29 protein-coding genes are annotated in these 25,551 nt (G+C 67.4%); 10 read left to right on the forward strand and 19 right to left on the reverse strand.

Translation table 11 applies throughout. The features are described 5' to 3' along the window. Positions 1 to 20 precede the first annotated feature (20 nt). Positions 21 to 347: an antibiotic biosynthesis monooxygenase gene (locus J0I99_RS05430; RefSeq protein ID WP_291394087.1), complete on the forward strand. Its 327-nt coding sequence runs from the start codon at positions 21 to 23 to the stop codon at positions 345 to 347. Here J0I99_RS05430 and J0I99_RS05435 read toward each other — a convergent pair. Next, positions 344 to 1,096 (reverse strand): methyltransferase domain-containing protein, encoded by a 753-nt coding sequence (locus tag J0I99_RS05435; RefSeq protein WP_291394088.1) that lies wholly within the window; start codon positions 1,094 to 1,096, stop codon positions 344 to 346. The two genes, J0I99_RS05430 and J0I99_RS05435, sit on opposite strands and share 4 nt — an antisense overlap. 105 nt (positions 1,097 to 1,201) lie before the next feature. Between J0I99_RS05435 and gloB the strand changes: the two genes are divergently transcribed. Together gloB and J0I99_RS05445 are read left to right on the forward strand one after the other, a co-directional pair. Beyond that, on the forward strand, positions 1,202 to 1,978 hold the full coding sequence (gene gloB / locus J0I99_RS05440; RefSeq protein ID WP_291394089.1) for a hydroxyacylglutathione hydrolase: 777 nt from the start codon (positions 1,202 to 1,204) through the stop codon (positions 1,976 to 1,978). A gap of 177 nt (positions 1,979 to 2,155) precedes the next feature. After that, positions 2,156 to 2,410: a hypothetical protein gene (locus tag J0I99_RS05445; RefSeq protein ID WP_291394090.1), complete on the forward strand. Its 255-nt coding sequence runs from the start codon at positions 2,156 to 2,158 to the stop codon at positions 2,408 to 2,410. Between the two features lie 37 nt (positions 2,411 to 2,447). Here the strand turns inward: J0I99_RS05445 and J0I99_RS05450 are convergent, their stop codons facing one another. Next, positions 2,448 to 2,900 carry a hypothetical protein gene (locus J0I99_RS05450; protein ID WP_291396386.1) on the reverse strand — a complete coding sequence of 151 codons (453 nt, stop codon included), beginning with the start codon at positions 2,898 to 2,900 and terminating at the stop codon, positions 2,448 to 2,450. Positions 2,901 to 3,056: 156 nt separating this feature from the next. Here J0I99_RS05450 and J0I99_RS05455 point away from each other — a divergent pair, with 156 nt between their 5' ends. Then, positions 3,057 to 3,485 carry a hypothetical protein gene (locus J0I99_RS05455; protein ID WP_291391174.1) on the forward strand — a complete coding sequence of 143 codons (429 nt, stop codon included), beginning with the start codon at positions 3,057 to 3,059 and terminating at the stop codon, positions 3,483 to 3,485. Between the two features lie 31 nt (positions 3,486 to 3,516). Here J0I99_RS05455 and fumC read toward each other — a convergent pair whose 3' ends face one another. Both fumC and rpmF read right to left on the reverse strand, forming a co-directional pair. Continuing rightward, the gene (gene fumC / locus J0I99_RS05460; protein ID WP_291396388.1) at positions 3,517 to 4,911 is read right to left on the reverse strand and encodes a class II fumarate hydratase; all 1,395 of its coding nucleotides are present in this window, start codon (positions 4,909 to 4,911) and stop codon (positions 3,517 to 3,519) included. A 104-nt stretch (positions 4,912 to 5,015) separates the two neighbouring features. Beyond that, positions 5,016 to 5,198, reverse strand: a complete 183-nt coding sequence (rpmF, locus tag J0I99_RS05465) for a 50S ribosomal protein L32 (RefSeq protein ID WP_291391114.1) — start codon at positions 5,196 to 5,198, stop codon at positions 5,016 to 5,018. A gap of 301 nt (positions 5,199 to 5,499) precedes the next feature. Here rpmF and J0I99_RS05470 point away from each other — a divergent pair, with 301 nt between their 5' ends. Together J0I99_RS05470 and J0I99_RS05475 are read left to right on the forward strand one after the other, a co-directional pair. After that, on the forward strand, positions 5,500 to 6,405 hold the full coding sequence (locus J0I99_RS05470) for a polyprenyl synthetase family protein (protein ID WP_291396390.1): 906 nt from the start codon (positions 5,500 to 5,502) through the stop codon (positions 6,403 to 6,405). Between the two features lie 27 nt (positions 6,406 to 6,432). Next, positions 6,433 to 6,906 (forward strand): YbaK/EbsC family protein, encoded by a 474-nt coding sequence (locus J0I99_RS05475; RefSeq protein ID WP_291396391.1) that lies wholly within the window; start codon positions 6,433 to 6,435, stop codon positions 6,904 to 6,906. Here J0I99_RS05475 and J0I99_RS05480 read toward each other — a convergent pair. Continuing rightward, a complete protein-coding gene (locus J0I99_RS05480; RefSeq protein WP_291396392.1) occupies positions 6,893 to 7,015 on the reverse strand; it encodes a hypothetical protein in 123 nt (40 codons plus the stop codon). The two genes, J0I99_RS05475 and J0I99_RS05480, sit on opposite strands and share 14 nt — an antisense overlap. Further along, on the reverse strand, positions 7,012 to 8,250 hold the full coding sequence (ispG, locus tag J0I99_RS05485) for a flavodoxin-dependent (E)-4-hydroxy-3-methylbut-2-enyl-diphosphate synthase (protein ID WP_291396393.1): 1,239 nt from the start codon (positions 8,248 to 8,250) through the stop codon (positions 7,012 to 7,014). Before ispG ends, J0I99_RS05480 begins: the two co-directional genes overlap by 4 nt. A 105-nt stretch (positions 8,251 to 8,355) precedes the next feature. Between ispG and J0I99_RS05490 the strand changes: the two genes are divergently transcribed. The 3 genes from J0I99_RS05490 to J0I99_RS05500 all read left to right on the forward strand — a co-directional run bounded on the left by J0I99_RS05490 (position 8,356) and on the right by J0I99_RS05500 (position 9,550). Further along, positions 8,356 to 8,664, forward strand: a complete 309-nt coding sequence (locus tag J0I99_RS05490; RefSeq protein WP_291391154.1) for a YkvA family protein — start codon at positions 8,356 to 8,358, stop codon at positions 8,662 to 8,664. 9 nt (positions 8,665 to 8,673) lie between these two features. After that, a complete protein-coding gene (locus J0I99_RS05495) occupies positions 8,674 to 9,054 on the forward strand; it encodes an ester cyclase (RefSeq protein ID WP_291396395.1) in 381 nt (126 codons plus the stop codon). Between the two features lie 259 nt (positions 9,055 to 9,313). Beyond that, positions 9,314 to 9,550 (forward strand): hypothetical protein, encoded by a 237-nt coding sequence (locus J0I99_RS05500; RefSeq protein WP_291396396.1) that lies wholly within the window; start codon positions 9,314 to 9,316, stop codon positions 9,548 to 9,550. Between the two features lie 235 nt (positions 9,551 to 9,785). On the opposite strand, the gene pyc is transcribed toward J0I99_RS05500, so the two are convergent. The 3 genes from pyc to J0I99_RS05515 all read right to left on the reverse strand — a co-directional run bounded on the left by pyc (position 9,786) and on the right by J0I99_RS05515 (position 14,944). Continuing rightward, positions 9,786 to 13,226: a pyruvate carboxylase gene (pyc, locus tag J0I99_RS05505; protein WP_291396397.1), complete on the reverse strand. Its 3,441-nt coding sequence runs from the start codon at positions 13,224 to 13,226 to the stop codon at positions 9,786 to 9,788. Positions 13,227 to 13,313: 87 nt separating this feature from the next. Then, the gene (locus J0I99_RS05510) at positions 13,314 to 13,721 is read right to left on the reverse strand and encodes a TIGR01244 family sulfur transferase (protein WP_291389893.1); all 408 of its coding nucleotides are present in this window, start codon (positions 13,719 to 13,721) and stop codon (positions 13,314 to 13,316) included. Positions 13,722 to 13,894: 173 nt separating this feature from the next. Beyond that, positions 13,895 to 14,944, reverse strand: coding sequence for a glycine betaine ABC transporter substrate-binding protein (locus J0I99_RS05515; RefSeq protein ID WP_291396398.1), 1,050 nt, complete (start codon positions 14,942 to 14,944; stop codon positions 13,895 to 13,897). Positions 14,945 to 15,170: 226 nt separating this feature from the next. Here J0I99_RS05515 and J0I99_RS05520 point away from each other — a divergent pair, with 226 nt between their 5' ends. Continuing rightward, on the forward strand, positions 15,171 to 16,379 hold the full coding sequence (locus J0I99_RS05520; protein WP_291396399.1) for an ABC transporter substrate-binding protein: 1,209 nt from the start codon (positions 15,171 to 15,173) through the stop codon (positions 16,377 to 16,379). Positions 16,380 to 16,688: 309 nt separating this feature from the next. On the opposite strand, the gene J0I99_RS05525 is transcribed toward J0I99_RS05520, so the two are convergent. The 10 genes from J0I99_RS05525 to J0I99_RS05570 all read right to left on the reverse strand — a co-directional run bounded on the left by J0I99_RS05525 (position 16,689) and on the right by J0I99_RS05570 (position 25,442). After that, positions 16,689 to 17,345: an RES family NAD+ phosphorylase gene (locus J0I99_RS05525; protein WP_291396648.1), complete on the reverse strand. Its 657-nt coding sequence runs from the start codon at positions 17,343 to 17,345 to the stop codon at positions 16,689 to 16,691. Beyond that, entirely contained in the window at positions 17,342 to 17,878 is a 537-nt protein-coding gene (locus J0I99_RS05530) for an MbcA/ParS/Xre antitoxin family protein (RefSeq protein ID WP_291396400.1), read from the reverse strand. Before J0I99_RS05530 ends, J0I99_RS05525 begins: the two co-directional genes overlap by 4 nt. A gap of 73 nt (positions 17,879 to 17,951) precedes the next feature. After that, positions 17,952 to 19,238: a branched-chain amino acid ABC transporter permease gene (locus tag J0I99_RS05535; RefSeq protein WP_291396402.1), complete on the reverse strand. Its 1,287-nt coding sequence runs from the start codon at positions 19,236 to 19,238 to the stop codon at positions 17,952 to 17,954. Then, positions 19,238 to 20,239 carry a branched-chain amino acid ABC transporter permease gene (locus J0I99_RS05540; protein WP_291396403.1) on the reverse strand — a complete coding sequence of 334 codons (1,002 nt, stop codon included), beginning with the start codon at positions 20,237 to 20,239 and terminating at the stop codon, positions 19,238 to 19,240. The genes J0I99_RS05535 and J0I99_RS05540 overlap by 1 nt, the downstream gene beginning before the upstream one ends. Positions 20,240 to 20,244: 5 nt before the next feature. Further along, entirely contained in the window at positions 20,245 to 20,949 is a 705-nt protein-coding gene (locus tag J0I99_RS05545; protein ID WP_291393167.1) for an ABC transporter ATP-binding protein, read from the reverse strand. Further along, the gene (locus J0I99_RS05550; protein WP_291396404.1) at positions 20,949 to 21,731 is read right to left on the reverse strand and encodes an ABC transporter ATP-binding protein; all 783 of its coding nucleotides are present in this window, start codon (positions 21,729 to 21,731) and stop codon (positions 20,949 to 20,951) included. The genes J0I99_RS05545 and J0I99_RS05550 overlap by 1 nt, the downstream gene beginning before the upstream one ends. A 147-nt stretch (positions 21,732 to 21,878) precedes the next feature. Next, complete coding sequence (locus J0I99_RS05555) at positions 21,879 to 22,241, reverse strand: methylglyoxal synthase (protein ID WP_291393165.1); 363 nt, start codon at positions 22,239 to 22,241, stop codon at positions 21,879 to 21,881. Between the two features lie 38 nt (positions 22,242 to 22,279). Next, positions 22,280 to 22,627, reverse strand: a complete 348-nt coding sequence (locus J0I99_RS05560) for a DUF1801 domain-containing protein (RefSeq protein ID WP_291396406.1) — start codon at positions 22,625 to 22,627, stop codon at positions 22,280 to 22,282. A gap of 1 nt (position 22,628) precedes the next feature. After that, the gene (locus tag J0I99_RS05565; RefSeq protein ID WP_291396408.1) at positions 22,629 to 22,925 is read right to left on the reverse strand and encodes an antibiotic biosynthesis monooxygenase; all 297 of its coding nucleotides are present in this window, start codon (positions 22,923 to 22,925) and stop codon (positions 22,629 to 22,631) included. Positions 22,926 to 23,012: 87 nt separating this feature from the next. Next, on the reverse strand, positions 23,013 to 25,442 hold the full coding sequence (locus J0I99_RS05570; protein WP_291396410.1) for a methyl-accepting chemotaxis protein: 2,430 nt from the start codon (positions 25,440 to 25,442) through the stop codon (positions 23,013 to 23,015). Positions 25,443 to 25,551 lie beyond the last annotated feature (109 nt).

Here is a 25,551-nt window from a genome sequence, read left to right on the forward strand (position 1 = left end):
TGACCGCGGAGGAGGATCCGATGACGGCAATGAATATCGTGCATATGCGGGTGAAGCCCGGCAGGGAAGCCGAGTTCGTCGAACTGCACCGCACCCTCGACAGCAGCGGCTTCAGCGGCTTCCGCAACTTCTGGGTGGTCAAGACCGGCGAGCGCGACTTCTGCATCGTCGGCGAGTGGAGCGAGATGGACAGCCTCGTCGCCTCGCGCCCGGCCATGATCGCCAGTCTCGACCGGCTGCGCCCGCTGCTCGAGGACCTCGGCGGCGGCCGCGGCGTGACCGAGCCGTGGTCGGGCACGGTCGTCGCCCAGGTCCGGCCCGACACGCCGGCGGAAGGCGCACTCTAGTCGCGGTGCCCGTCATGTCGGAGCGGTACCGCGTGCTGCGGCGCCAGCGCCGGCACGCGCACGAACCGCTCCGCCCGTTTGCGTCGGGTAACGGCGGGGAACAGTTCCTTGCGCGCCAGCACGCAGTGGACGCCGGCGAAGGTTGGTCCGAACAGCCGCCCGAAGCGCTCGAAGAAGCGCGCCGACTTCAGCACCAGCGAGCGCTGCGACGGCGGCAGGTAGAGCGCATCCTTCCACTGCTCGATGACGAAGCTGTGGTCGCGCAGCAGCCGCTCGAGCTGCCCCTTCGAGAACGGATGGCCGTCGCCGAACGGCGTGTTGTCGAACGACGACCAGGTGCCGCGCCGCTTGGGCACGATGACGATCAGCCGCGCGTTGGGCGCCGATACGCGCCACAGCTCGCGCATCAGTTCCTCGCTGTCGCCGACATGCTCGAAGGCGTGCACGGCGATGATCAGGTCGACTGCCGCATCGGTGAGCGGCAGTTCGAGCGGATCGCACAGCACCGTATGCGAGGGGCCCTCGCGCGGCCAGGCCGAGGCGCCCTGCCGCGCCGGCATGGCGGCAATCACCCGCTCCGCCGTGTCGAGCGTGAAGCGCATGTAGGGCGTGGCGAAGCCGAGCCCGAGCACGCGCTGGCCCTTCACGCTGCCGGCAAAGCGCAGCACCTCCTCGCGCAGCAGGGCGCGCGCGATCTTGCCCAGGGGGGACCTGTAAAAGCCGATGATCCGCTCGACCTGTGACGTCATGGTGATCTGCCGATCATGGCGTTGTCCGAATTCCTTGACTAGTTTCTGTCATGCTTCGAGCGCGCCTGTCATCCTCTGGCGGGCGAGGCCATCCGGAGTTACCCGTTGCCCCTGCTCATCGACATCTTCCTGTGCCGCACGGACAATTTCGGCTACCTCGTCCACGACGTGGCGAGCGGCCGCACCGCGGCCATCGACGCCCCGGACGCGAAGGCCATCAAGGAGGCCGCCGCGCGTCGCGGCTGGCGCCTGACCGACGTGCTGATTACCCACCACCACACCGACCATGTCGAGGGCATTCCGGCGCTCAAGCGTGAATATGGGGTGCGGGTCGTCGGCCCCAAGGCCGAGCAGCAGAAGATCCTCGGCCTCGATGTGCTGGTCTCGGCCAGCGACACCGTTTCGCTCGGCGAGACCGACTTCATCGTCATCGAGACCCCTGGCCACACGCTCGGCCACATCGTCTACTACGACCCCGCCGGCCGCCACCTGTTCTCGGCCGACGCGCTGTTCTCGCTCGGCGTCGGCCGCATGTTCGAGGGCAAGCCCGGCCCGATGTGGGACGGGCTCGAGGAACTGCGCGCCTTGCCCGACGACACGCTGGTCTATCCGGGCCACGAATACACCGCCGCGAACGCCGCCTTCGCGCTCAGCGTCGACCCGCGCAATCCGGCGCTCAACATCCGCGCCGGCGAGGTGAAGCGGCAGGTCGAGTCGGGTCGCTTCACCATCCCGGTCACGCTGGGGATGGAGAAGGCCACCAATCCGTTCCTGCGCGCCGACCAGCCGGTGCTGGCCAGGGCGATGGGGCTGCCGTCCGACGCGCCGCCGGCCCAGGTCTTCGCGGCCCTGCGCAAGGCAAAGGACGAGTTCAAGGCCTAGAGTCGCGGGAATATCCGGGCGCGCCGGTATCCCCCATCGTTAACCCTTTCTTCATCACGCGCGGGCCGCGCGTGACGATTTGGTGCAACCTCTCCGGGCCCTCGCGACATTTGCTCGCGTGGAGGTCCGCGACGCGCCGGAAGACGCGCACTCGGACCGCAATGAACGGCCGAGGCAATGGACGACGACGGGACGGAGCGCAAGGTCTTCAGGTTGCCGCAGGTGCTCGACCTGCCGCGCGAGCGGCTGCGTGTCAGCGAGCCGGCACAGTCCGATTTCGTCAGCCAGCTGATCGCCGAACGCCAGCACCTGCCGCCGCAGCGCGATCGCCGTCGCGCCCCGGTCGTCGAGGCCGTCAGCGCCTACGACAAGGGCGCACGCATCGCCACGCGCCGCATGCCGGCCGGCTATCGCAAGACCATCGTCACCTGAACCTCCCCTCGCTCCGTGCCGGGCGAGACGACGTGGGTCAGTTCATCGAGACGTCGCGGCCGGCGCCGGTGATCGACACCGTGAACCCGGCCACCACGTCGACGATCGACATCATCATCAGGATGAAGAACACCGAACTCGCCGCCGCGCCGACGAGCAGGAACTCGACGAGGAAGATCACGAACACCACGACCGAAAGCATGTGCTCGACCACCGAGCTGCGCCCGGTATTGGTGGACTTCAGCACTTCGAAGAACAGGCACACCAGCCCGACCACCAGCATCAGGTCGCCCGCGGTCAGCGACCATACCACGCCCGATACCATCGGAATGCCGAGAAGCTGCTGGCTCCACCCGGCCGGATTGCCGCCCATGAACAGGAAGGCGAAGAAATTATAGGCGATCAGCGGAATGAGCAGCAGCGGCGGAATGAACGGCCCGCTGCGTCCGCCACGGCGCCCGGGGGGTATGAAGACGGTACTGTCGGACATCGGCGCACTCCGTGATCGCTTGGTGCGCCGGACAATGCCAAAGCCGCGCCCTGCTCGCTAGCCCCGGCGACCAACTCTCCGCTGCTCGATTTGCTCTGCGTCAAGCGCGACCCGGAGGTTTGCCGCATAATGGGCCACCCATCGCGAGGCTGTCCCATGAGCCAAGACCCTGACCTCACCCCCGAACCTGCCGACGATCGGCGTACCGGGCGACGTGCCGAACGGGAGGCGCGGCGCGAAGCCCGCCGGTCCCGCTGGGGTGGCGCCCCCGTGGGCGCCATCGTGCTCATCCTGATCGGCGCTTTGCTGCTGGCCGAGAACTTCGGCCTCAAGCTGCCGGAGCGCTGGTGGGCGCTTTTCCTGCTGATCCCGGCGACCGGAGCGCTGGTGGCGGCGATCCGCCACTATCGCGACGACGGCAATACCGTCAGCGGCGAAGTGATCGGCTCGCTGGTCTCTGCCGCCATCTTCCTCGCGCTGGGGCTCGCCTTCTTCTTCGGCTTTGCCTGGGGCAACTTCTGGCCGGCGCTGCTGATCGCGATCGGGCTGGGCATCCTGGCGCGCGACTACTGGCCGAGGCGCTGAGCCGCACCAGCCGCCCTGACGGGGGCCCGGGTCAGACCTTGAGCGGGCCGACCATCTGCTCCGGCTTCACCTCGGCGTCGAATTCCTCGCCGGAGAGCAGCCCCAGTTCGATCGCCGACTCCTTGAGCGTCATGCGCTTCTTGTGCGCGTTCTTGGCGATCCTGGCGGCGTTGTCGTAGCCGATCTTGCGGTTGAGCGCCGTCACCAGCATCAGCGACTGGTCGACGAGCTGCTTGATCCGGTCCTTGTCGGGCTCGATGCCGACGGCGCAGTGATCGTTGAAGCTCTTGGAGGCGTCGGCGAGCAGGCGCACCGACTGCAGGAAGTTGTAGGCGATCACCGGCTTGAACACGTTGAGCTCGAAATTGCCCTGGCTGGCGGCAAAGCCGATGGCGGCGTCGTTGCCCATCACCTGCGTCACTACCATGGTCATGGCTTCCGACTGGGTCGGGTTGACCTTGCCCGGCATGATCGAGGAGCCGGGCTCGTTCTCCGGGATGGTGATTTCCCCCAGGCCGGAGCGCGGCCCGGACGCGAGCCAGCGCACGTCATTGGCGATCTTCATCAGCGCCACCGCGAGCTGCTTCAGCGCCCCCGAAGAGCCGACGAACGCATCGTGCCCGGCCATCACCGCGAACTTGTTCGGCGCGGTAACGAACGGATAGCCGGTCAGCGTCGCGATCTCGGCGGCAACCGCCTCGGCGTATTTCGGATGGGCGTTGAGGCCGGTGCCGACGGCGGTGCCGCCCAGCGCCAGTTCGTAGAGCTGCGGCAGGGTGGCCCGGATAGCCTTCAGCGCCAGGTCGAGCTGCGCCACCCAGCCCGAGATTTCCTGGCCCAGCGTCAGCGGCGTCGCATCCTGCAGGTGCGTGCGGCCGATCTTGACGATGCCCATGAACTCCCTGGACTTGGCCTCGAGCGTGTTGCGCAGCAGCATGACCCGGTCGACCAGGTAGCCCTCGATCGCCTCGACCGCCGCAATGTGCATGGCGGTCGGATAGGTGTCGTTGGACGACTGGCTCATGTTGACGTGATCGTTGGGGTGGACGGGCTTCTTCGACCCCATCACCCCGCCGGCCATCTCGATGGCGCGGTTCGAGATCACCTCGTTGACGTTCATGTTCGACTGCGTGCCCGAGCCGGTCTGCCACACCACCAGCGGGAAGTGGTCGGCGAGCTTGCCGGCGATCACTTCGTCGGCCGCCCGGACGATCAGGTCGCGCGTCGCCTCGTCCATCAGCCCGAGCTTGTGGTTGGCGAGCGCGGCCGCCTTCTTGAGTATCCCGAAGGCATGGATGATCTCGGTCGGCATCTTCTCGCCGCCGATGTCGAAATTGGCCAGCGACCGGGCCGTCTGCGCCCCGTAGTACTTCTCGGACGGCACGTTGATCGTGCCCATGGAATCCGATTCGACGCGCGTACCCATGCCGGTCTGCCTTTCAGAACAAATGGAAGCGGCCGGCGCCCTGGGAGGGAGCCGGCCGCTGGAAATCTAGTAACGCTTGCGCAAGGAAGCCCGGGCCCGAAGGCTTACGAGCTCTTGGGCTGCAGAATCTGCCGGCCGCGATACATGCCGGTCTTGAGGTCGACGTGGTGCGGACGGCGCAGTTCGCCCGAATCCTTGTCCTCGACATAGGCCGGGGCGGCGAGGCCATCGGCGGAGCGGCGGAAACCGCGCTTCATCGGCGAGGTCTTGCGCTTTGGCACTGCCATGGTCGTTACTCCTGGTTCAATAGCGTGTCGCCGAAGGCGTTCCGGCGTCTAACAGACAGGGTCTGTCGGGAATTGGGGGCGTCTATAGAGCACAATGACGCCTGTGTGAAGGGGCCAAATCGCTGAATCAGCGCGTAGGCTCCCCCACCCTTGATCCCTCCCCACAGGGCGGAGTGAGTCGTTGAACTCAGGCATCTCGGCTACCACCTCCCCCGCCCTTGTGGGAAGCGACCGAGGGTGGGGGTGGCCCGCGCACGACCGTTTGGGTAGAAACGCGACACCGCGCCCTGGACTCTGCCTCGTGACCTACTCCTTCTCCCAAGACCTCGCCAGCAATGCCGCCGACATCGAGCGGGCGCTCGACGCGCTGCTGACCGGCCCTGCCCTCGCCGGGCCCGGGGTGCCGGCCGAGCGGCTGGTGGCCGCCATGCGCCACGGCAGCCTCAACGGCGGCAAGCGCCTGCGCCCCCTGCTGGTCCGCCAGGCCGCCGGAGTGTTCGGGGTCCCCGCCGCCGCGGCTGTCACCGCCGGCCTCGCGGTCGAGCTGGTGCACTGCTACTCGCTCGTCCACGACGACCTGCCGGCCATGGACGACGACGACCTGCGCCGCGGCCAGCCCACCGTGCACAAGGCCTATGACGATGCGACCGCCATTCTCGCCGGCGATGCGCTGCTGACCCATGCCTTCGCCGTACTGGCTTCGGAGGCCGCGCATCCCGATCCGGCCATCCGCATCCGCCTGGTCGGCGAACTCGCAGCCGGGGCCGGCGCGGGCGGCATGGCCGGCGGCCAGATGCGCGACATCGAGGGCGAGGCGGGCTTCCTGACCGAGCGCGCCATTGCCGAGCTGCAGGCGATGAAGACCGGTGCGCTGATCCGCGCCGCCGTGCGCATGGGCGCCATCCTCGGCGGCGCCTCGGCCGAGCAGCTGGCGCTGCTCACCAGCTATGCCGAAGCCGCCGGCCGCGCCTTCCAGCTCGCCGACGACATCCTCGATGTGACCGCCACCCCGGCCACGCTCGGCAAGGCCACCGGCAAGGACGCCCATGCCGGCAAGCAGACCATCGTCTCCCGTATCGGCGTCGCGGCCGCCCGGCGCGAACTGGCCGAAATGATCCACGACGCCCTTTCGGCCCTGCTGCCGTTCGACCAGCGCGCCGACGGCCTGCGCGAGACCGCCAGGTTCTTCGCCGAACGCCAACACTGACCACCGCATGCTTATCGGAGTTGCCCCATGTCGCTTGCGAGCGTGAAGGCCGACCTGGCCGCCCGCGCCCCCGATCTCGAGGTCCTCGTCACCGGGGACTCGACCGCCACCGTCGATCTCGCCGCCGCCGTGCACGGCGTCGCCCCCGGCCAGATCGCCAAGACCCTCGCCATCCGCGTCGGCGACAGCGAATTCCTGCTGGTGACGCGCGGCGACGCCCGCCTCTCCAACCAGAAGGCCAAGCAGGCCTTCGGCGGCCGCCCGCGCATGCTCGGCGCCGAGGACGTGCTGCGCCTGACCAGCCACCAGGTCGGCGGCGTCTGCCCCTTCGGCCTGCCGGCGCCGCTGACCATCTATTGTGACGAGTCGCTGAAGATCTACGACGTGGTCATCCCGGCCGGCGGCTCGACCCACGCCTCGGTGCGCCTGCCGCTGGCGCGGCTGGTGGAACTCTGCGGCGGCAAGTGGGCCGATGCCTGCGACGTGCCTACGGCTGCCTGAGATTGCCCGTCAGCCACATTACGACCAGCAGCGCGGCAAGTACGCCGAGCCAGAGCCAGCGGCGACGCGCAGCCTCGCCCGTGAACAGGAAGTCCTTGAGGCGGCTCATTCGGCCGCCGTCTTTTCGACGGCCCCGAAGCGCTTCTCGATATAGTCGGCGACCATCGCCTTGAACTGCTCGGCGACATCGGCGCCCCGCAGGGTCGCGACTTTCCGGCCCTCGATGAACACCGGCGCGGCCGGCGTTTCACCCGTGCCGGGGAGCGAGATGCCGATGTCGGCCTGCTTGCTCTCGCCCGGGCCATTGACGATGCAGCCCATCACCGCGACCGACAGGCTTTCGACGCCGGGATAGCGTTCCTTCCACTCCGGCATGGAGCTGGTCAGGTGATCCTGGATTTCCTTGGCCAACACCTGGAAGGTCTGGCTGGTGGTGCGGCCGCAGCCCGGGCAGGCCGCGACGACGGGCAGGAACTGCCGGAAGCCCATGGTCTGCAGCAGCTCCTGCGCCACGCGGACTTCCTGCGTGCGATCGCCGCCCGGCTCCGGCGTGAGCGAGACGCGGATGGTGTCGCCGATCCCCTGCTGCAGCAGGATGCCCATGGCGGCCGACGAAGCGACGATGCCCTTCGAGCCCATGCCCGCCTCGGTGAGCCCGAGATGCAGCGCATAGTCGCAGCGCGCCGCGAGATCCTGGTACACCGCGATCAGGTGCTGGACGTCCGAGACCTTGGTCGAGAGGATGATCCTGTCGCGACCCAGCCCGAGCTCCTCGGCGCGTTCGGCCGAGAGCAGCGCCGACTGGATGATCGCCTCGCGCTGCACCGCTGCGGCGGATACGGGCGTGGCGGAGGCCGAGTTCTCGTCCATCAGCCGGGTCAGCAGTTCTTCGTCGAGCGAGCCCCAGTTGACCCCGATGCGGACCGGCTTGTCGTAGCGCATCGCCAGTTCGATCAGCGTCGCGAACTGCGTGTCGCGCTTCTGCTTGAAGCCGACATTGCCCGGATTGATCCGGTACTTCGCCAGCGCCTCGGCGGCGGCCGGATGGTCGGTGAGGAGCTTGTGGCCGATATAGTGGAAGTCGCCGACGATCGGCACGTTGATGCCGCGCTGGGCCAGCCGGTCGCGGATATGCGGCACCGCCGCCGCGCTCTCGTCGCGATCGACGGTGATGCGGACGATCTCCGAACCGGCGCGCCACAGCTGCGCCACCTGGCGCACGGTCGCCTCGATGTCGGCCGTATCGGTATTGGTCATCGACTGTACGACGATCGGCGCGCCGCCGCCCACCATCACGCCACCGACATTGACGCCGACCGACTGCCGGCGGGGAGAAATGCTCATCGAAAGACCTCTTGCCGCCAACGCAGATAGGCCTTTGACCGTGGCGGCGCAATGTTACGATTGCGTGACCTTGAACCCCGCGCCAACGAAGACCATGTCTGGTCCATGACCAGGTTCAATCTCCTCGCCCGCTTCCTCACCTTCCGCAAGGAACTCGTAACGCTGTGGCGCGCCTTCCTGGCGCCCGAGACCCCGGTGCACCTCAAGGCGCTGATGCTGCTGGTGCCGGCCTACCTGCTGAGCCCGATCGACCTGATCCCCGACGTCGTCCCGCTGCTCGGCTGGGTCGACGACTTCGTCATCGTGCCGCTGCTGGTCGGCTGGATCGTCAAGATGCTGCCGCAGCAGGCGCCGGTCTACCAGCGCAGCGCTGACGGCGAAAAGGTGATCGACGGGACGTACCGGCGGCGTTAAGCCGTTGTCGTGCGCTTCAACAAGCGTGTTATCGAGGCGGGCGACGACGCGGCGTTCCGCGAGCTCATGGCACCGGGTTTCACAAACCACTCAGCCCCGCCGGGAATGTCCAGTGGCGCCGATGGCATGTGGCACACCTTCAGCCAGGTCCTCCGTCCGGCGTTTCCCGATCTGGTGGTCGATATCGAGGACCAATTGGCCGAGGGTGACAGGGTGGTGACGCGCAAAACCATCCGCGGCACCCATCTGGGCCCCCTGATGGGCATTCCGGCCACGGGCAAGCCGGTCGCTATCAGTGTGATAGACATCGTTCGCCTCGAGGACGGCCGCTACGCCGAGCACTGGGGGGGCAACACGCTGGCCGCCGTTCGGGCACAGTTGCTCGGCTGACAGTTGCGCGGCTGACTGCCAGGGCGCGCGTGAATTTGACAACGGGTGGGATATGGCCATGATGCCGACCATGCACACCACCGTGATCCAGCGTCAGAAGGAAAGCCGCCTCAGCAAGGCAGGCTAGCTGCCTGGTGTCGCTAACTGCCCGCGGGGCAAGAGCGGCACCGGGACTCTCACGAACTCCCCCGATCCTTTCCGACTGCGAGAACCGTGCCAGGCGCGGCCATGCCCGCATGTCGGCCGTGAGGTGCTATCCATGACTTTCAAGTACTCCGCCACCTTCCCGATTTCCGGCGGCAACAAGCTGCGCCGGTTCGCTGAGTGGGCGAAGATCCACCTGCCGGGACTCGGCTACGTCCTGCCGCCGCAGACCCCGATCAAGACCGAGACCATGACCATCCGGCTGCGCTCGGTGGCCGACCGCGCCCTGGTGCTGCAGACCCTGGCCCGCGTTCCCCTGCCCCAAAGCGAGGGTGTAGTGGTGCCCGAATGAATGATGACGTGAAGATATTGCGCTACTGCCGCTCCTGCAGGGGCACCCGTCCACGGGCCGCCCGGCGCTGCCCATGGTGCTACGCGAGCTACGACGCGCCGCCGGCCCCGCCGGAGCATCTCTAGGCGCCCCTCGAGCGGATGGCAGATGCCTGGTACGGCCCTTTCGCCGGCGGCTGAAAAAGACAAGGCCCGGATCGCTCCGGGCCTTACTTGCAGATCAGATCCGGCAGCGGCTACTCGAACCGCACCAGCAGGTCCTTGGCGTCGATCTGGTCGCCGGGCTTGACCGTGACCTCGGCGACGACGCCGTCGGCTTCGGCGTGGATGGCGGTTTCCATCTTCATCGCTTCGATCGACAGCAGCACGTCGCCGGCGAACACCCTGTCGCCGACCTTGACGCCGAGCCCCGAGATCACCCCCGGCATCGGCGCGCCGATCTGCCTGGCATCGCCGAGCGCCGCCTTGGCGCGCACCTTGACCTCGCCGACCTTCAGCCGGTCCGGCACGGTGATGGTGCGCGGCTGGCCGTTGAGATCGAAGAAGACCCGGACCTCGCCCTTCTCGTTGGTCTCGGTGCGGCCCTGGTAGGTGAGCACCAGCGTCTTGCCCTTCTCGAGGTCGAGGAACACTTCCTCGCCCTCCCTGAGGCCGTAGAAATAGACCGGCGTCGGCAGCACCTCGGTGGGGCCGTACTTGTCCTGCGTCTTGACGAAGTCGGTGAACACCTTGGGATACATCAGGTAGGAGGCGAGGCGCTTGTCGTCGATGGCCTCGCCGGCCTCCTTGGCGATCTTCTTGCGCTCGGCCTCGAGGTCGACGTCCTTGAGGTAGGAACCGGGGCGCGCGGTGAGCGGCGTGCGGCCCTTCAGCACCTTCTTCTGCAGCGCCGTCGGGAAGCCGCCCGGCGGCTGGCCGAGATCGCCGGCAAAAAACCCGACCACCGAATCCGGGAACGCGACGTCACGGCTCGGGTCCTCGACCTCGGCGCGGGTGAGCCCCGCCGACACCATGGCCAGCGCCATGTCGCCGACCACCTTGGAGGACGGCGTCACCTTCACGATGTCGCCGAACATCTTGTTCACGTCGGCATAGGTCTGCGCCACCTCGTGCCAGCGCGACTCGAGCCCGAGCGAACGCGCCTGCTCCTTGAGGTTGGTGAACTGCCCGCCGGGCATTTCGTGCAGGTAGACTTCCGAGGCGCCGCCCTTGAGGTCGCTCTCGAAGGCGCGGTACTGGGTACGCACCGCCTCCCAGTAGAACGAGATCTCGCGGATCACCTTGCCGTCGAGGTGCGGGTCACGCGGACCATCCTTGAGCGCCGCGACCAGCGAGCCGAGCGTCGGCTGCGACGTCGTACCCGACAGCGCGTCCATCGCCGCATCCACCGCGTCGACGCCGGCTTCGACCGCCGCCATGATCGTCGCCGAGGCGGCGCCCGACGTGTCGTGCGTATGCAGGTGGATCGGCAGGCCGATTTCCTGCTTCAGCGTCTCGATCAGCTTCTTGGCGGCAGCCGGCTTCAGCAGGCCCGCCATGTCCTTGAGGCCGAGGACATGCGCGCCGGCCGCCTCGAGCTCCCTGGCGAGACCGACATAGTACTTGAGGTCGTACTTGGAGCGGTCCGGGTCGAGCAGGTCGCCGGTATAGCAGATGGCGCCCTCGGCGACCTTGTCGGCCTCCGCCACCGCGTCGATCGAGACGCGCATGTTCTCGACCCAGTTCAGGCAGTCGAAGATGCGGAACACGTCGACGCCGCCCTTGGCCGCCTCGCGCACGAAGAACTTCACCACGTTGTCGGCATAGTTGGTGTAGCCGACGCCGTTGCTGCCGCGCAGCAGCATCTGCGTCAGGATGTTCGGCGCGCCTTCGCGGACGGCGGCAAGGCGCTCCCACGGATCCTCGTTGAGGAAGCGCATGGCCACGTCGAACGTGGCCCCGCCCCAGCATTCGAGCGAGAACAGGGTCGGCAAGCCGCGGCTGTAGGCCTGCGCGATGCGGGTGATGTCGAACGAGCGCATGCGCGTCGCCAGCAGCGACTGGTGCGCATCGCGCATCGTCGTGTCGGTGAACAGCACCTGCTGCTGCGCCTTCATCCAGCGCGCGAGGCCCTTGGGCCCATCGCGATCCAGCACCTGCCTCGACCCCTCGATGACGATCAGCGGCGGATACTCGGGCACCACCGGCTCGATCGCGTCGGCCGGCGGGCGCGGCCGGTCGCGCACTTCCGGATGGCCGTTGACGGTGACGTCGGCAATGTAGGTGAGGAGCTTGGTCGCCCGGTCCTGGCGCTGCCTGAAGTCGAACAGCGCCGGCGTCGTGTCGATGAAGCGCGTGGTGTAGCGGTTCTCGATGAAATCGGGGTGCGTGATGATGTTTTCGAGGAAGGCGAGGTTGGTCGCGACACCGCGGATGCGGAACTCGCGCAGCGCCCGGTGCATGCGCGCGATCGCCTCCGGTGCCGTGGGGGCCCAGCAGGTGATCTTTTCGAGCAGCGGATCGTAGAAGCGGGTGACGATGGCGCCCGCATAGGCGGTACCACCGTCCAGCCGCACGCCAAAACCGGTCGCCTCGCGATAGGCGGTGATGCGGCCGTAGTCGGGGATGAAGTTCTGCTCCGGATCTTCCGTGGTCACGCGGCACTGGATGGCGTTGCCGTTGAGCCGGATATCCTGCTGCAGCGGCACGCCCGATTCCGGCGTGCCGATCACCGCGCCCTCGAGCAGCTTGATCTGCGCCTTCACGATGTCGATGCCGGTGACCACTTCCGTCACGGTGTGCTCGACCTGGATGCGCGGGTTCACTTCGATGAAGTAGAACTTGTCCGTATCGGCATCGAGCAGGAACTCCACCGTGCCGGCGCCACGGTAGTTGGCCGCCTTGCCCAGACGGATCGCCGCTCCGGTCAGGTCGTCGCGCACCTGCTGGCTGAGGTACGGCGCCGGGGCGCGCTCGACCACCTTCTGGTTGCGGCGCTGCACCGAGCAGTCGCGCTCGAACAGGTGGACGAGATTGCCGTGGTCGTCGCCGACCAGCTGCACCTCGACGTGCCGGGCGCGCTCGATCAGCTTTTCGAGGTACATCTCGTCCTTGCCGAACGCGGCCTTGGCCTCGCGCTTGCCCTCGGACACTTCGTGGACCAGCGACTTCTCGTCCATGATCCGGCGCATGCCGCGGCCGCCGCCGCCCCAGCTCGCCTTGAGCATCAGCGGATAGCCGATTTCGGCGGCCATGCGACGGACCTCGTCCATGTCGTCCGGCAGCGCCTCGGTCGCCGGCACCACGGGCACGCCCGAGGCGATGGCCATGTTGCGCGCCGCCACCTTGTTGCCGAGGTCGCGCATGGTCTGGGCGCGCGGGCCGATGAAGATGATCCCCGCATCTTCGCAGGCATCGGCGAACTCCGGCGATTCCGACAGCAGGCCGTAGCCCGGGTGGATCGCGTCGGCCCCCGAGATGCGGGCGATGCGGATGTATTCGTCGATCTGCAGGTAGGCTTCGACCGGGCCCTTGCCCTTGCCGATCAGGTAGGCCTCGTCGGCCTTGAAGCGATGCAGCGCCAGCTTGTCCTCCTCGGCATAGCAGGCGACCGTCTTGATGTTCAGTTCATTGGCAGCGCGAAACACACGGATGGCGATTTCGCTGCGATTGGCGACAAGGATCTTGGTGATCGGCATCGATTTAACCCGAGCAGAGGAGGGGCGCGCGGCAACTGGTGCCGGCATGGATCGTTTCAGGCCGGCCTTGCGGGCCGAAACCCGTTGCTACTGGCTCAGATGTCCCAGCAGATGGGACATGTCGTACCCGGCATGCGCCGCCGCCGAGATGATCTCGCTGGCGGGTGCCTTGCCGGCCTGGCTGAGCGCCCACAGCGTGGTCGAGCGCGTACCGGAACGACAGAAGCAGAATACCGGGCCGGTGCTCCCCTCGAGCACCTCCCTGGTCTGCTCGATCATGCCGGAGCTGACCCCGTCACGGCCGAGCGGAATGAAGTGATAGGCGAGGCCGGCGTCGTGCGCCGCCTGTTCGATCGCCGCGTTTTCAGGCTGGTCCGGCGACTCGCCGTCCGGCCGGTTGTTGATTATGGCGACGAAGCCCAGGTCCTTGATGGCTTTGACATCTTCGGGTCTGATCTGCGGGGACACGCTCACGTGGTCGTTGATCCGCTTCACGTCCAAATCGCTAACTCCGATAGATAGGCCCAAGTCTTCCCGGCAGCCTTTATAGCCAGCGGGGCCGTGACGAGGCAAGGCAGGGCCGGGCCCGCCGTAAGTCTCACGACTTTGGTTCAGGCGGCGCTGGCCAGCGCCCTGGGACCGCCGCTGGCGCCATGCCTAACCAACCGTTACGGGGCGGCCGGCAGGCCCACCCAGGGACGCCAGATTTCGCCGCGCTCGGCCACGAACCGGTCGGCGACGCTCTCGACCGTCGCGCCCTCCTGGCCGAGCTGCTGCAGCATGCTGTTCATCTCCTCGAACGGCATCTTGGCGCGGGCGAAATAGGCGGCCACCTGCGGGGCATCGAGATAGACCCACTCGGACAGTCCGATCACCACCGGATCCGGGGCAAAGCCGGTGGGCGTCGGCGCCGCGCAGGCCCGGCGGCCCATGCATAGGAACGCGTCGGGGTTGTAGGGCGCGAGCGTCACCGGCTTGAACCCGAACTGGGCCAGCACCGCGTTGGGCTCCCAGTAGTAGAACAGGATCGGCTCCTTGCGCCCCACCGCCTCGGCGATCAGCGTGTCGAGCTCGAACCGGTTGGCCGGCTCGACGATGTCGAACATCTGGTCGAGCCCGTAGGCCTTGAGCATGTTGCGGTTGATGACGGCGCAGCCCCAGTCGATCGGGCACGAGATGAACCGGCCCCTGCCGTTTCCGTCGCCGAAACCGGCGGCATGCGCCTTCAATCCATCGATCGTGGTGGCGTCCGGCCACTGCGCCGCGACATAGTCGGGCACGAACCAGCCCTCGAACACGCTGTCGGCGTAGGGCGTGCCGGCCTGCCGCACGTTCTGGCTCTTGATCGCCGCGTTCCAGATGTCGGCGATGCGGCCCACCCACAGCTCCGGCGCCACGGCGGGCTGCCCGTTCGCCCCCATCGAGGAGGCGGCGACGGCAAGGTCCATGTCCTGCACCGCCACGTTGCACAGGAAATTGCCCGTCAGCAGCCGCGAATGGATTTCGGCCAGCAGCGCGGCGGAGGGCCAGCTCATCCGCGCTATGGTCAGTTGCTGCGTCCCGCATGGCGGTGGCGGCGCGGGCTGCTGCTCGCCGGCGCCCGCCTCCCCGCCTCCGCCGGTGGCTGGGGGATCGAGCGTCTGGATCGACCCCTGGGCGAGGACCGACCCCGCCAGCACGGCGAGGACGACGAGGGCGGAGGTGAAGCGGGCAAGCATCGTCGTGGGACCCGGGACTGTTGCGTCGACTCTGGTGGGCACCGGTGCAGCGACCTGGCGCCGGCATGGACTTTTACCGTCTGATCAAAAGCGGATGACTCCCTTTCGGGATTTATGCAATATCGCTGCCAGCGGGGCGTGGGTTGCGCCCCCATTCATTGTTGTGCCGGCAACAGAACCCCCGAACTAACGGGGACGCCCGGCGCGACAACTACAGAGGGACATCATGAACAAATCCAGTATCCTTGGCCTCGCCGTTGCCGCGACCGTGCTCGGTCTCGCTGTTCCGGCGCTCGCCGAAGACGTCAAGATCGGCATCCTGGGCGACCTGACCGGCCCGATCGAAAGCCTGGCTCCGCCGATCGTCGCCGGCGCGCAGCTGGCCTTCGACGAGGTCAATGCCCAGGGCGGCATCCTCGGCGGCGGCAAGATCATCTCGATCACCGGCGACTCCGCCTGTGACCCGTCTGTGGCTGGCCCGGCGGCCGACAAGCTGGTCAACACCGACCAGGTCACCGCCATCGTCGGCGCCTTCTGCACCGGCGCCACCATCGGCGCAGCCACCGCCGCCGGCATCCCGGGCGGCGTCGTGCAGATCTCGCCCTCGGCCTCGGCCCCGGCGCTGACCACGCTCGACGACAAGGACCTCGTGTTCCGCACCACCCCGTCGGACGCCTTCCAGGGCGTGAAGATGGCTGACCTGCTGATCCAGAAGGGCATCAAAGACGTCGCCGTCACCTACGTGAACAACGACTACGGCAAGGGTCTCGCCGACGTGTTCGTCGACACCTTCACCAAGGCCGGCGGTACCGTCTCGGCCAACGTGGCGCACGAGGACGGCAAGGCGGACTATCGCGCCGAACTCGGCCAGCTCTCGTCGGGCGGCTCGCAGAACCTCGTGATCCTCGCCTACGCTTCGGGCTCGGGCAAGACCATCCTGCAGCAGGCCATCGAAGGCGGCGAGTTCACCGCGTTCGTCGGCGGCGACGGCATGATCGGCGACGACCTGGTCACCGGGCTCCCCCCGGAAGCCATCAACGGCAAGATCATCGCCACCCGCGCCGGCGCCTATGCCGGCGAGTCGGCCGACATCTACAAGAAGCTGGCGACCGATGCCGGCCAGAACCCGGCGGCGACCTACGCGCCGCAGGCCTATGACGCTGCCTTCCTGCTCGCCCTGGCGATCGAGAAGAACGGCTCGGCCAAGCGCGAAGGCCTTTCGGCCGCCCTGCGTGCCGTCGCCACCGCCCCGGGCGAGAAGATCCTGCCCGGCGAGTGGAGCAAGGCCGTCGAGCTGATCAAGGCCGGCACCGACATCGACTATGACGGCGCCGGTGGCCCGGCCGAATTCGACGCCGCTGGCGACGTCGACGGCATCATCGTCGAAGTGGCCGTGGAAGACGGCAAGTTCGTCGAAAAGGGCCCCATCCAGTAAGGATCGGGACTGCCCAATTGAACGAGGCCCGGGAGCGATCCCGGGCCTTTTCGTTAGGGCGCTTGACGACATGACTGAAGCACCGGAGAGCCGCTCGCTCACCCCCTCTCCCCTGAGGAGAGTGGGTAGCGCAGCTAGGACCAGCGGTCCGTAGCAAAGCGAGGGCGGGGGGTTCAGCCTCTCGATGCGCGCAGACGGCCGCTTCACCCCTCATCCGCCCTTCTGGCACCTTCTCCCCTGAGGGGAGAAGGGACAGACCCACCACTCGCATGCGTGGATCGCAGCTAGCGTGAAGCGCTCTTGGCGCGATCAGGCGACAAGGCGAACCGCTTCGATCCGCCTCTCGCCGGCGCGCACCGTGATCTCGAAATGCTCGGCCTGCACCACGGCCAGAACCCGGCTCGGCCGGCAGGCGCAGGCATTGATGCCGCCGCGATGCCGGACGCTGTCGTAGAGCACGCCGGTCTCGCCCTCGGCGCGGAGCCGTTCGCCCCAGGCCTGGCCCGCCGCATGGTCATCGGGCGCATGCAGTGCCGGCTCGCCGCCGCGGATGTCGACCAGTTCCCCCTCGAGCCGGGCCGAATAGGTCCGGTAAGTCCGTGCCATGCCGTCCACCCCGCGCGCCAGCACCTCGCGTCGCAGGTGATGCCCCACCTCGGCGATGGCGGTCGGCACCGCGGCCGAGGCGTACCAGGCGCCCAGGTCCGGCCCGTTGAAGCGGCCCCCGCCCGGTGCGGCATGGAGGAACGCCGCCATGACGACGCTGGCATTGGCGCGGCCATACACCCACTCGCTCTCCGGCAGCCGGGCGACGCGCTCCCTCACCTGCCGGTCGTTGGTCCATCCGGCCAGTTCCATCACCGCCCCGAGGTCGGCGGCGGTCGACACCGTGTCGAACAGCCCGATGGGCGGAAACCACGACGGGATCAGCCGGTAGGTCGGCTGCGGCGCCGGCGCGCGCATCAGCGGATCACGATGTCGCTGTCCTCGTACGGGGTGAAGGCCGCATCGAGTGCATTGGGCGGCATGTAGAGCCCGCCGCGTGCCGCATCGAGGAAGCGCCGCACCGCCATCAGCCCGTCCTGCGTGCCCGAGGTGACCAGCGCCAGCGGCGGCTGCCCCCCGAATACCGGCGCAAGGTGCGGCCCCCTGAGCCAGCGCACCCCTTCCCCCTCGTCGGCGAACAGCACGCCCAGCGCCTGGTGGATGCCGAACACCGCCGAAAGGCGCAGCAGCGCATCGACATCGAGCGTGAACGGCTGTCCCTCGCGCGCCAGTTTGGCCCAGTGGTGGTAGGTCGAGCGCGACGGATAGCCGAGCACCAGCCGCCGCTGCTCCTCGGTCAGGCCCCAGCGATCGGCAATGGTGAGGAAGGTGCGCAGCGCCGGCCCGCTCAGGCGGCGCCGGTTGGGCGCCGCGAAGCGGTCGAGATCGATGATGTCCGCAGCGGCAGCCGGCTCGAAGCCAGCCTGCGGACGTTCCCGGAAACCGAGCTGCATGATACGCTCCTTGTCTAGATTAGGACATAGTCCAAATCTAGACAGGATGCAACACAAGAAGTCCAGATCCGGACTAGACTTCCCGCTTCACCACTTCCGGGATCAGGCCGCGGGGTGCGTAGCGGAGCGCGATGGTGATCACCACGCCGAGCACGAACACGCGCATCTGGCTCGCCCGTGACTGGATTTCCGGGATCGCCCCCCAGCCCATGTCGGTCGACCAGCCGGAGATGCCGTTGAACAGCCACTGCGCCACCGGGTCCGAGATCATCCAGGTGATGTAGATGAGCAGCGCCCCGAACACCGCGCCCCAGTTGTTGCCGGCGCCGCCGACGATCACCATCACCCAGATCAGGAAGGTGTGGTTGATCGGCTGGTAGGAGCCGGGGTCGTAGATCTGCTGGAAGCTCACCAGCATGGCGCCGCCGATGCCCATCAGCACCGAGCCGAGCACGAAGATCTCGAGCTGGCGGCGGGTGACGTTCTTGCCCATCGAGGCGGCGGCGATGTGGTTGTCGCGGATGGCGCGCATCATGCGGCCCCACGGCCCGCCATAGGCGCGCTGGATCAGGAAGAAGGCGATGGCGAGGAAGATGATGACCAGCGCCAAAAAGCCCAGCCGCGCATAGATGAACGAATCGGCGATCGACACGCCCTGCGCCTGCAGGTCCTGCGGAATCGGCGTGGGCCATGGAATCGGCGACACGGTCAGCGTGCCGCGGGTCAGCCAGTCCATGTTCTTGAGCAGTGCGCGGATGATCTCGGAGATGCCGATGGTGGCGATGGCGAGATAGTCGGTGCGCAGTCCGAGGCAGATCTTGCCCACGACATAGGCGACGCCTGCCGCGAGGATGCCGCCGAACAGCCAGCCCAGGACCGGATGCAGGCCCAGCCCGCCGACCCAGCCCCCGCCCACCTTCTCGATATAGGCCGCGGCCGGGTCGATCTGGCTGCGATAGACGATGTAGGCGACGATCCAGGCGAGGATGGTAAGCGCGCTCTTCCAGCGCCCCCTGATGCCGACCCGGTCCGCATGGCGGGCGCCCCAGACGAGCAGGAACCCTGCCAGGAACGCCATCAGCGCCTTGCCCAGCATCAGCGGCCCTTCCGAGCCCCAGAACGGCGCGTTGACCGGGTAGGAGATGAAGGTGACCGCCGCGCCACCGAGCATCAGCATGCCCATGATGCCGAAGTTGAACAGCCCGCCATAGCCCCACTGGATGTTGAGCCCCAGCGCGATCAGCGCATAGGCGAAGCTCTGCACCAGCAGCAGCGAGATATTGGCCGCGCCCAGCACCCAGCCGATGACGGCGAACAGGAGGAACAGTCCCGCGAACAGGACGAGGGAACGCCGCGCCATCATGTCTGGGCTCCCTTGAAGATACCGGTGGGGCGCCACAGCAGCACCACGACGAGGATGACGAAGGCCACGGTCAGCTTGTACTCGGTCGGCACCACCGCCATCGTCGCCGGCACCTCGAACGGCAGCACGCCGGCGATCGGCTTCAGCAGCACCGACCAGTTGAAGATCGCCGCCGTCTCGGCAAAACCGATGAGATAGCCACCGGCAATGGCGCCGAACGGCTTGCCCAGCCCGCCGACGATCGCCGCCGCGAAGATCGGCAGCACGATGTTGAAGGCGAGGTCGGGCTTCAGGTTCACGTCGAGCGCCAGCATCGTGCCGGCCATGGCGGCGAGGCCCCCGGCGATGACCCAGGTGACCCGCACCACCAGCTTGGTGTTGATGCCCGAGACCTGCGCCAGGTCGGCGTTGTCGGCCATGGCGCGCATCGCCTTGCCGAGCCGCGAGCGGCTGAGGAACAGGTGCAGCGCCACCACGGCGATGACGGTGGAGAGCACCATCAGCAGCTGCGGCTGGGTGAAGTTGATCGTCCGGGTCGCCCCCTCGAGCGGCACCGGAATGCGGATCAGCTGCTTCTGCTCGGTCTCGAAGAACGACCACGTCCCCGAACCGAAGGACAGCCGGATCAGCCCCTGGATGATCAGAGTCACGCCGATCGAGGCGATGAGCAGCGTCACCGGCCGTGCCCCGCGAGCCCGCAGCGGCGCATAGAAGCCCTTGTCGATGCCGAGCGCGAGGATCGCCGTCAGCACCATGGCGACCGGCAGCACGATGAAGCCCGTCGGAACCAGCGGGGTCGTGATCCCGAGCGCCTGGCATCCCAGCATGAGCAGGAACGCGATGAACCCGCCCATCGTCATCATGTCGCCATGCGCGAAATGCGCGAAGCGCAGGATGCCGAAGATCAGGGTCACGCCGATGGCACCGACCGCGTAGATCGAGCCGAGCACGACGCCGGCCACCATCACGTTGTTGAAAAAGAAGATGAGTTCGTTCATTGCCCTCAGCCCCCCAGGAAGCTCTTGGCGACTTCGGGGTCGGCGATGAGTTCAGGACCGGTGCCGGTGAAGCGGTTCTTGCCGGTGGCGAGGACGAAGCCGCGCGAGGCGAAGGCCAGCGCCTGCCGCGCGTTCTGCTCGACCATCAGGACGGCGACGCCGGCCTTGTTGACCTTGACGATCTGCTCGAAGATCTCGAGCACATAGCGCGGCGACAGGCCCGCCGACGGCTCGTCGAGCAGCAGCAGCTTGGGCTGGCTCATCAGCGCGCGGCCCATGGCCACCATCTGGCGCTGCCCGCCCGACAGTTCGCCTGCCGGCTGCCGGCGCTTCTCGCGCAGCACCGGGAACATCTCGTACACCCACTCGATCGTCGGCCGGAAGTCGTCGGTGCGGGTGAAGGCCCCCATCTCGAGGTTCTCCTCGACGCTCATCGAGACGAACACGTTCTTTTCCTGCGGCACGAAGCTCAGGCCCCTGGGCACGAGCTTGTCGGGCAGCGAGTTCTGGATCTGCTCGCCCTCGAACGTGATCGAGCCGCCCGTGACCTTCAGCAGGCCGAAGATCGCCTTCAGCGTCGTCGACTTGCCCGCCCCGTTCGGTCCGACGATCACGCCGATGTCGGACTGCTCGATGGCGATGTTGACCCCGTTGAGGATCGGCGCGCCGCCATAGCCGCCGACCACGTCCTTGAGTTCGATCAACGGCATCACGCGCTCTCCACCGGGGCGCCGAAATAGGCTTCGATGATCTCCGGATTGGCCCGGATCTCGCTCATCGGCCCCTCGGCGATCTTCTCGCCCTGCGCCATGACGATGACCGGGTCGCACAGCCGTCCGATCAGGTCCATGTCGTGCTCGATGACGAAGAAGGTGTAGCCGAGCTCGGCGTTCATCCGCTCGATATTGGCTGCGAGGTCCTGCAGCAGCGTGCGGTTCACGCCCGCCGCCACCTCGTCGAGCAGCACGACCTTGGCGTCGACCATCATCGTGCGACCCAGCTCGAGCAGCTTCTTCTGCCCGCCGGAGAGATTGCCGGCCAGCTCGTTCTTGACGTGGCCGAGCTTGAGGAAATCGATGACGTCGAGCGCCTTCTGGCGCACGTGCCGCTCGGCCTGCTTGACCATGCCCGGCATCAGCCAGGTCGTCGCGAGGCTCTCGCCCGGCTGGGCCGGCGGCACCATCATGAGGTTCTCGAGCGCCGTCATGTTGGAGAATTCGTGCGCGATCTGGAAGGTGCGCAGCATGCCGCGGTGGAACAACTGGTGCGGCTTCAGCCCGGTCACGTCCTGGCCGTCGAAGATGATCCTGCCGCTATCGGGCACGATATTGCCGGCCACGAGGTTGAACAGCGTGGACTTGCCCGCCCCGTTCGGCCCGATCAGCCCGGTGATCGATCCGCGCTCGACCCTGAGCGAGCAGTTGTTGACCGCACGCAATCCGCCAAAGCGCTTGCTGACGTTCTGAACGTCGATGACTGCGTCGAAGGACACCCCGCCCCCGTCCTGATGAGTAGTCTTGGCCCGGAACTTCTGGCCCGGTTCGGGGCATCTGCGCACATGCACAAATTCCGGTCAACCAAGCACCGCGTTTCGAATGGAGGCGGCTCTTAATGGCTTGTGGAAGATTTGACCAGATGGTCAAAGCGCCGCCAGCACCGCGTCGGCGGTCTGGCGGTTGGGCGCGAACAGGATGTCGTACAGCGTCGCGAGCCGGTTCAGCGACTTGATGTCGACATCGTGCGGCATCGCCGTCAGCGGGTCCTGGAAGAAGATCAGCACGTCGAGCCGCCCCTCGGCGATCATGGCGCCAAGCTGGGCATCGCCCCCGAGCGGGCCGCTCAGCAGGCGCGTGACCTCGAGCCCGGTGCCCTCGGTGATCCGACCGCCGGTCGTGCCGGTCCCCCACAGCTCGTGCTGGCCGAGCTTGTCGCGATTGGCCATGGCCCAGGCGACCAGCTCGTCCTTCTTGTCGTCATGTGCCACCAGCCCGATCCGCGCCATGGAAACCTCCGCCTTCCGCCCGCCCGGTTCTGCCCAACTCAGGCCTTGAGTGCAATGGCCTCGGCCAGCAGGATGGCGAGCTCGTCCTCGGGGATGTCGGCGTCCGGCGCGAAGCGGATGAAGCGCACCTGCTTGCCGTCGCCCTTGAGCAGCGGCGAACTCAGCTGGCGGCCGTGCTCGAACACCAGCGAGACATGGTCCTCCATCGGGAAGATCGCGCACACGAACCCGGCCCTGGGGTGGCGAAAGTTCACCGAGCCCCAGCCCAGGCGCGCCTTCGCCTCGAGGTCGGGGCGCACCGCCAGCAGGGTCAGCGCCAGCCGGCTCGCCAGCTCGGCGATCGGGGGCGGCAGTGAACGGGTGATCTGGATCAGGTCGGCGACCATTTCAGTCGACCGAGAGTCGGATGCTTGCATGGCTCATCTCGAGGCCCATGGGATCGATCATGGTCATGGCCTCGCTCTGGGCCATCTCTTCCATCATTTTCGCGCTCGCCGCCAGTGCCGCCGCGTGCGACTGCCAGTACACGATGTCGATGAAGCTGCCGTCGTCCCGCTGCGCCAGGTGACGGGAGACGAAGCCGGGCTGGCGCTTCAGCCAGTCGTTGATCGGCGCATTGGCGTCGACGAACTGCTGCGCATCGCCGCGCGCCAGGCGGAATGTAACGAGTTCTAGTGCAGCCATGACGACGAAACCCTCTCCTGCGGTCGCAGGGAGAGGGTTTCGCACGGTCGCCCTGACAGCGCGTGTCAGGGTTTCATGGGAACAGGCTCAGAACTCGGCCCACTCCTTGTCGATGGCGGCGCTGCCATGGCTCAGGTAAGAACTGGCGGCCTGCTTGACGCGCTCCTGCAGTCCCCTGATGCCGCGCGCCGGCTGCACCGGCGTCGCAAAGCCGGTGCGCTGCACCACGGGGGCGCTGCCGGTGATGGTGAAGGTATCGACCACCCGGTCGAGCTCGTTCACCTGGTTGTCGGTCTGCTCGATCGCCGCGTTGGTCTGTTCCACCAGGGCCGCGTTGTGCTGCGTCATCTCGTCGAGAGTCCGCACCGCCGTGTTGACCTCCTCGATCGCCGAGGCCTGCTCGCGGCTGTCCCTGGCGATGCCGTCCATCAGCAGGTTGCTCGAGCGCGCCGCTTCCAGCATGGCGACCAGCCGCCCGGCCGCGTCGGCCACCAGCCTGGACCCGGTCTTGACCTCGGAGCCCGACTGCTCGATCAGCGCCTTGACCTCGGACGATGCGCTCGCCGCCGACTGCGCCAGTCGCCGCACTTCGACGGCGACCACGGCAAAGCCCTTGCCGGCGTCACCCGCCCGCGCCGCCTCGACCGAGGCGTTGAGGGCGAGCAGGTTGGTCTGGAAGGCAATGTCGTCGATCAGCCCGATGATGTTGCTGATCTTGGCCGACGAGGCGGTGATCCGCTCCATCGCCTGGGTGGCCTCGCCCATCACCTGCCCGCCGTCCTCGGCCGTGCGGGTGACGGTGCCGGCCACGGCGCTGGCCTCGCGGGCCCGTTCGGCATTCTGCAGCACGGTGCTCGCCAGTTGCTCCATGGCGGCCGAGGTTTCCTCGATCGTCGCCGCCTGCTTGGTGGTGCGTTCGGAAAGGTCGTTGGCGCCCGACAGGATTTCGCCCGTCGCCGTCTTCAGCGATCGCGAGGTTTCCTTGAGCTTGCCCACGATGTCGCTGAGCGTGTCGCCCACCGCATTGGTGTCGTCGCGCAGCCGGGCGAAGGCGCCCTCGTAGGCGCCCTGCATGCGCTTGGTCAGGTCGGTATTGGCGAGCGCCGCCAGCACTTCGCCGGTTTCATTGAGGCCGCGGTCGACGGTGGCGACGAGATTGTTGATGCTGCCGGCGATGGCGTTGAGCTCGGCATCGGGGAACTCGGTCTCGACCCGGCGCGAGAAATCGCCGGCCACCGCCGCGTCGACCACCTGGCCGAACGCCTTCTGCAGCTCCGCCATCATCTGGGTGCGCGCCTGCTGGTCGCGGATGATGCGCGCCGCCTCCGCCTCGGTCATCTCGGCGACGCGCAGTCCGTTGGCGCGGAACACTTCCACGGCCTTGGCCATGTCGCCGATCTCGTTCCTCATCTTCCCGAACGGTACGTCGACCTGGTAGTCGCCGTCGGCGATCCTGCGCATCACGCCGGTCATCCTGCTGATCGGCCTGGCGATGGCGCTGCCGAGCCAGGCGAAGGCCACGAGGCCGAGCCCGAAGATCACCAGCCCGCCCACGATCAGGTTGAGCATCTGTGCTTCCGAGGCGGCCAGCAGCGTCGCCTGCGGTACCGCCACCACGACGGTCCAGGCCTGCTCGGTGCCGGGCAGGTCGACCCGGCGGGCATTCATCTTCCAGGTCTGGCCGGCGGCCTCGCCGGTCGACGAGAATGTGTCCGCGGTCTGCAGCGCTGTCGTCGCCTCGAGCGCCCAGGGCTCGGCGACTGCAGTACCGACCAGCGCCGGATCCGGGTTCAGCACCCAGACGTTCTTCTGGTTGATGATGCCCATGAAGCCGGTGCCCATCGGCGGCTCGCCGCCCAACTTTGCGGCGAGGACGGCGGAATCGAACGCCACGCCGCTCATCCCGACCGGCGTGCCGGCGGAGTTGCGGATGATGTTGGTGAAGCTGGTATAGAGCTTGCCCTCGATGCTGTCGGGACCGGTTATGGCCGGCACATTGGCCTTGAGCGGCTGGGTGAACCAGCTGTCGAAACCGGCTGGGCTATCGAGCGAGCCATAGCCCAGCGAGCCGTCGGGCTTGTGTTCGGCAAGGATGCCGACGTGGTCGCCGCTGATGATAAACTTGGAGCCGGAGAAGGTCGGCTTGGACGCGAGCCCGGATTCGGGCGCGAACATCATGTAGACGCCGAGCGCCCCGGGCAGGCTCGCCAGCTGCTTGGTGACGATATCGCCGTATGTGAGGGGCGAGGTATGGCCGGCCATCAGCGCCTCGGCGGTGCGCGCCGTCGAATCCGCGGCGACGGCGAACGCGGTGAGGAAGGCCTTGACGGTTTCGGCCTCGGTCTCGGCGAGCCTGCCCACGACCTCGTCGGCCCGCGCCAGATCCTGCGCCCGGTTGCTCGAGACCACGTAGTAGAGCGAGGTCCCGATGGCGACGGTGAAGATCGCCGCGGCGGCCAGGATGATGGACCCACGCAGATTCAGCGTCGGCAGGGTCAGCTTGAACGGTGCGGGCATGGAGTGTCGGGGTCCTTCTGGAGAGTCGACGGCCGAAGATGCTTCTGCGGGCGATTCTCACGTGACCATGGCAGCGTTAACATCTGGTGACCGGTGGCAACGGCCGCAC

The sequence above is a fragment of the Devosia sp. genome (assembly GCF_017307495.1).
GTDB lineage: Bacteria > Pseudomonadota > Alphaproteobacteria > Rhizobiales > Devosiaceae > Devosia_A.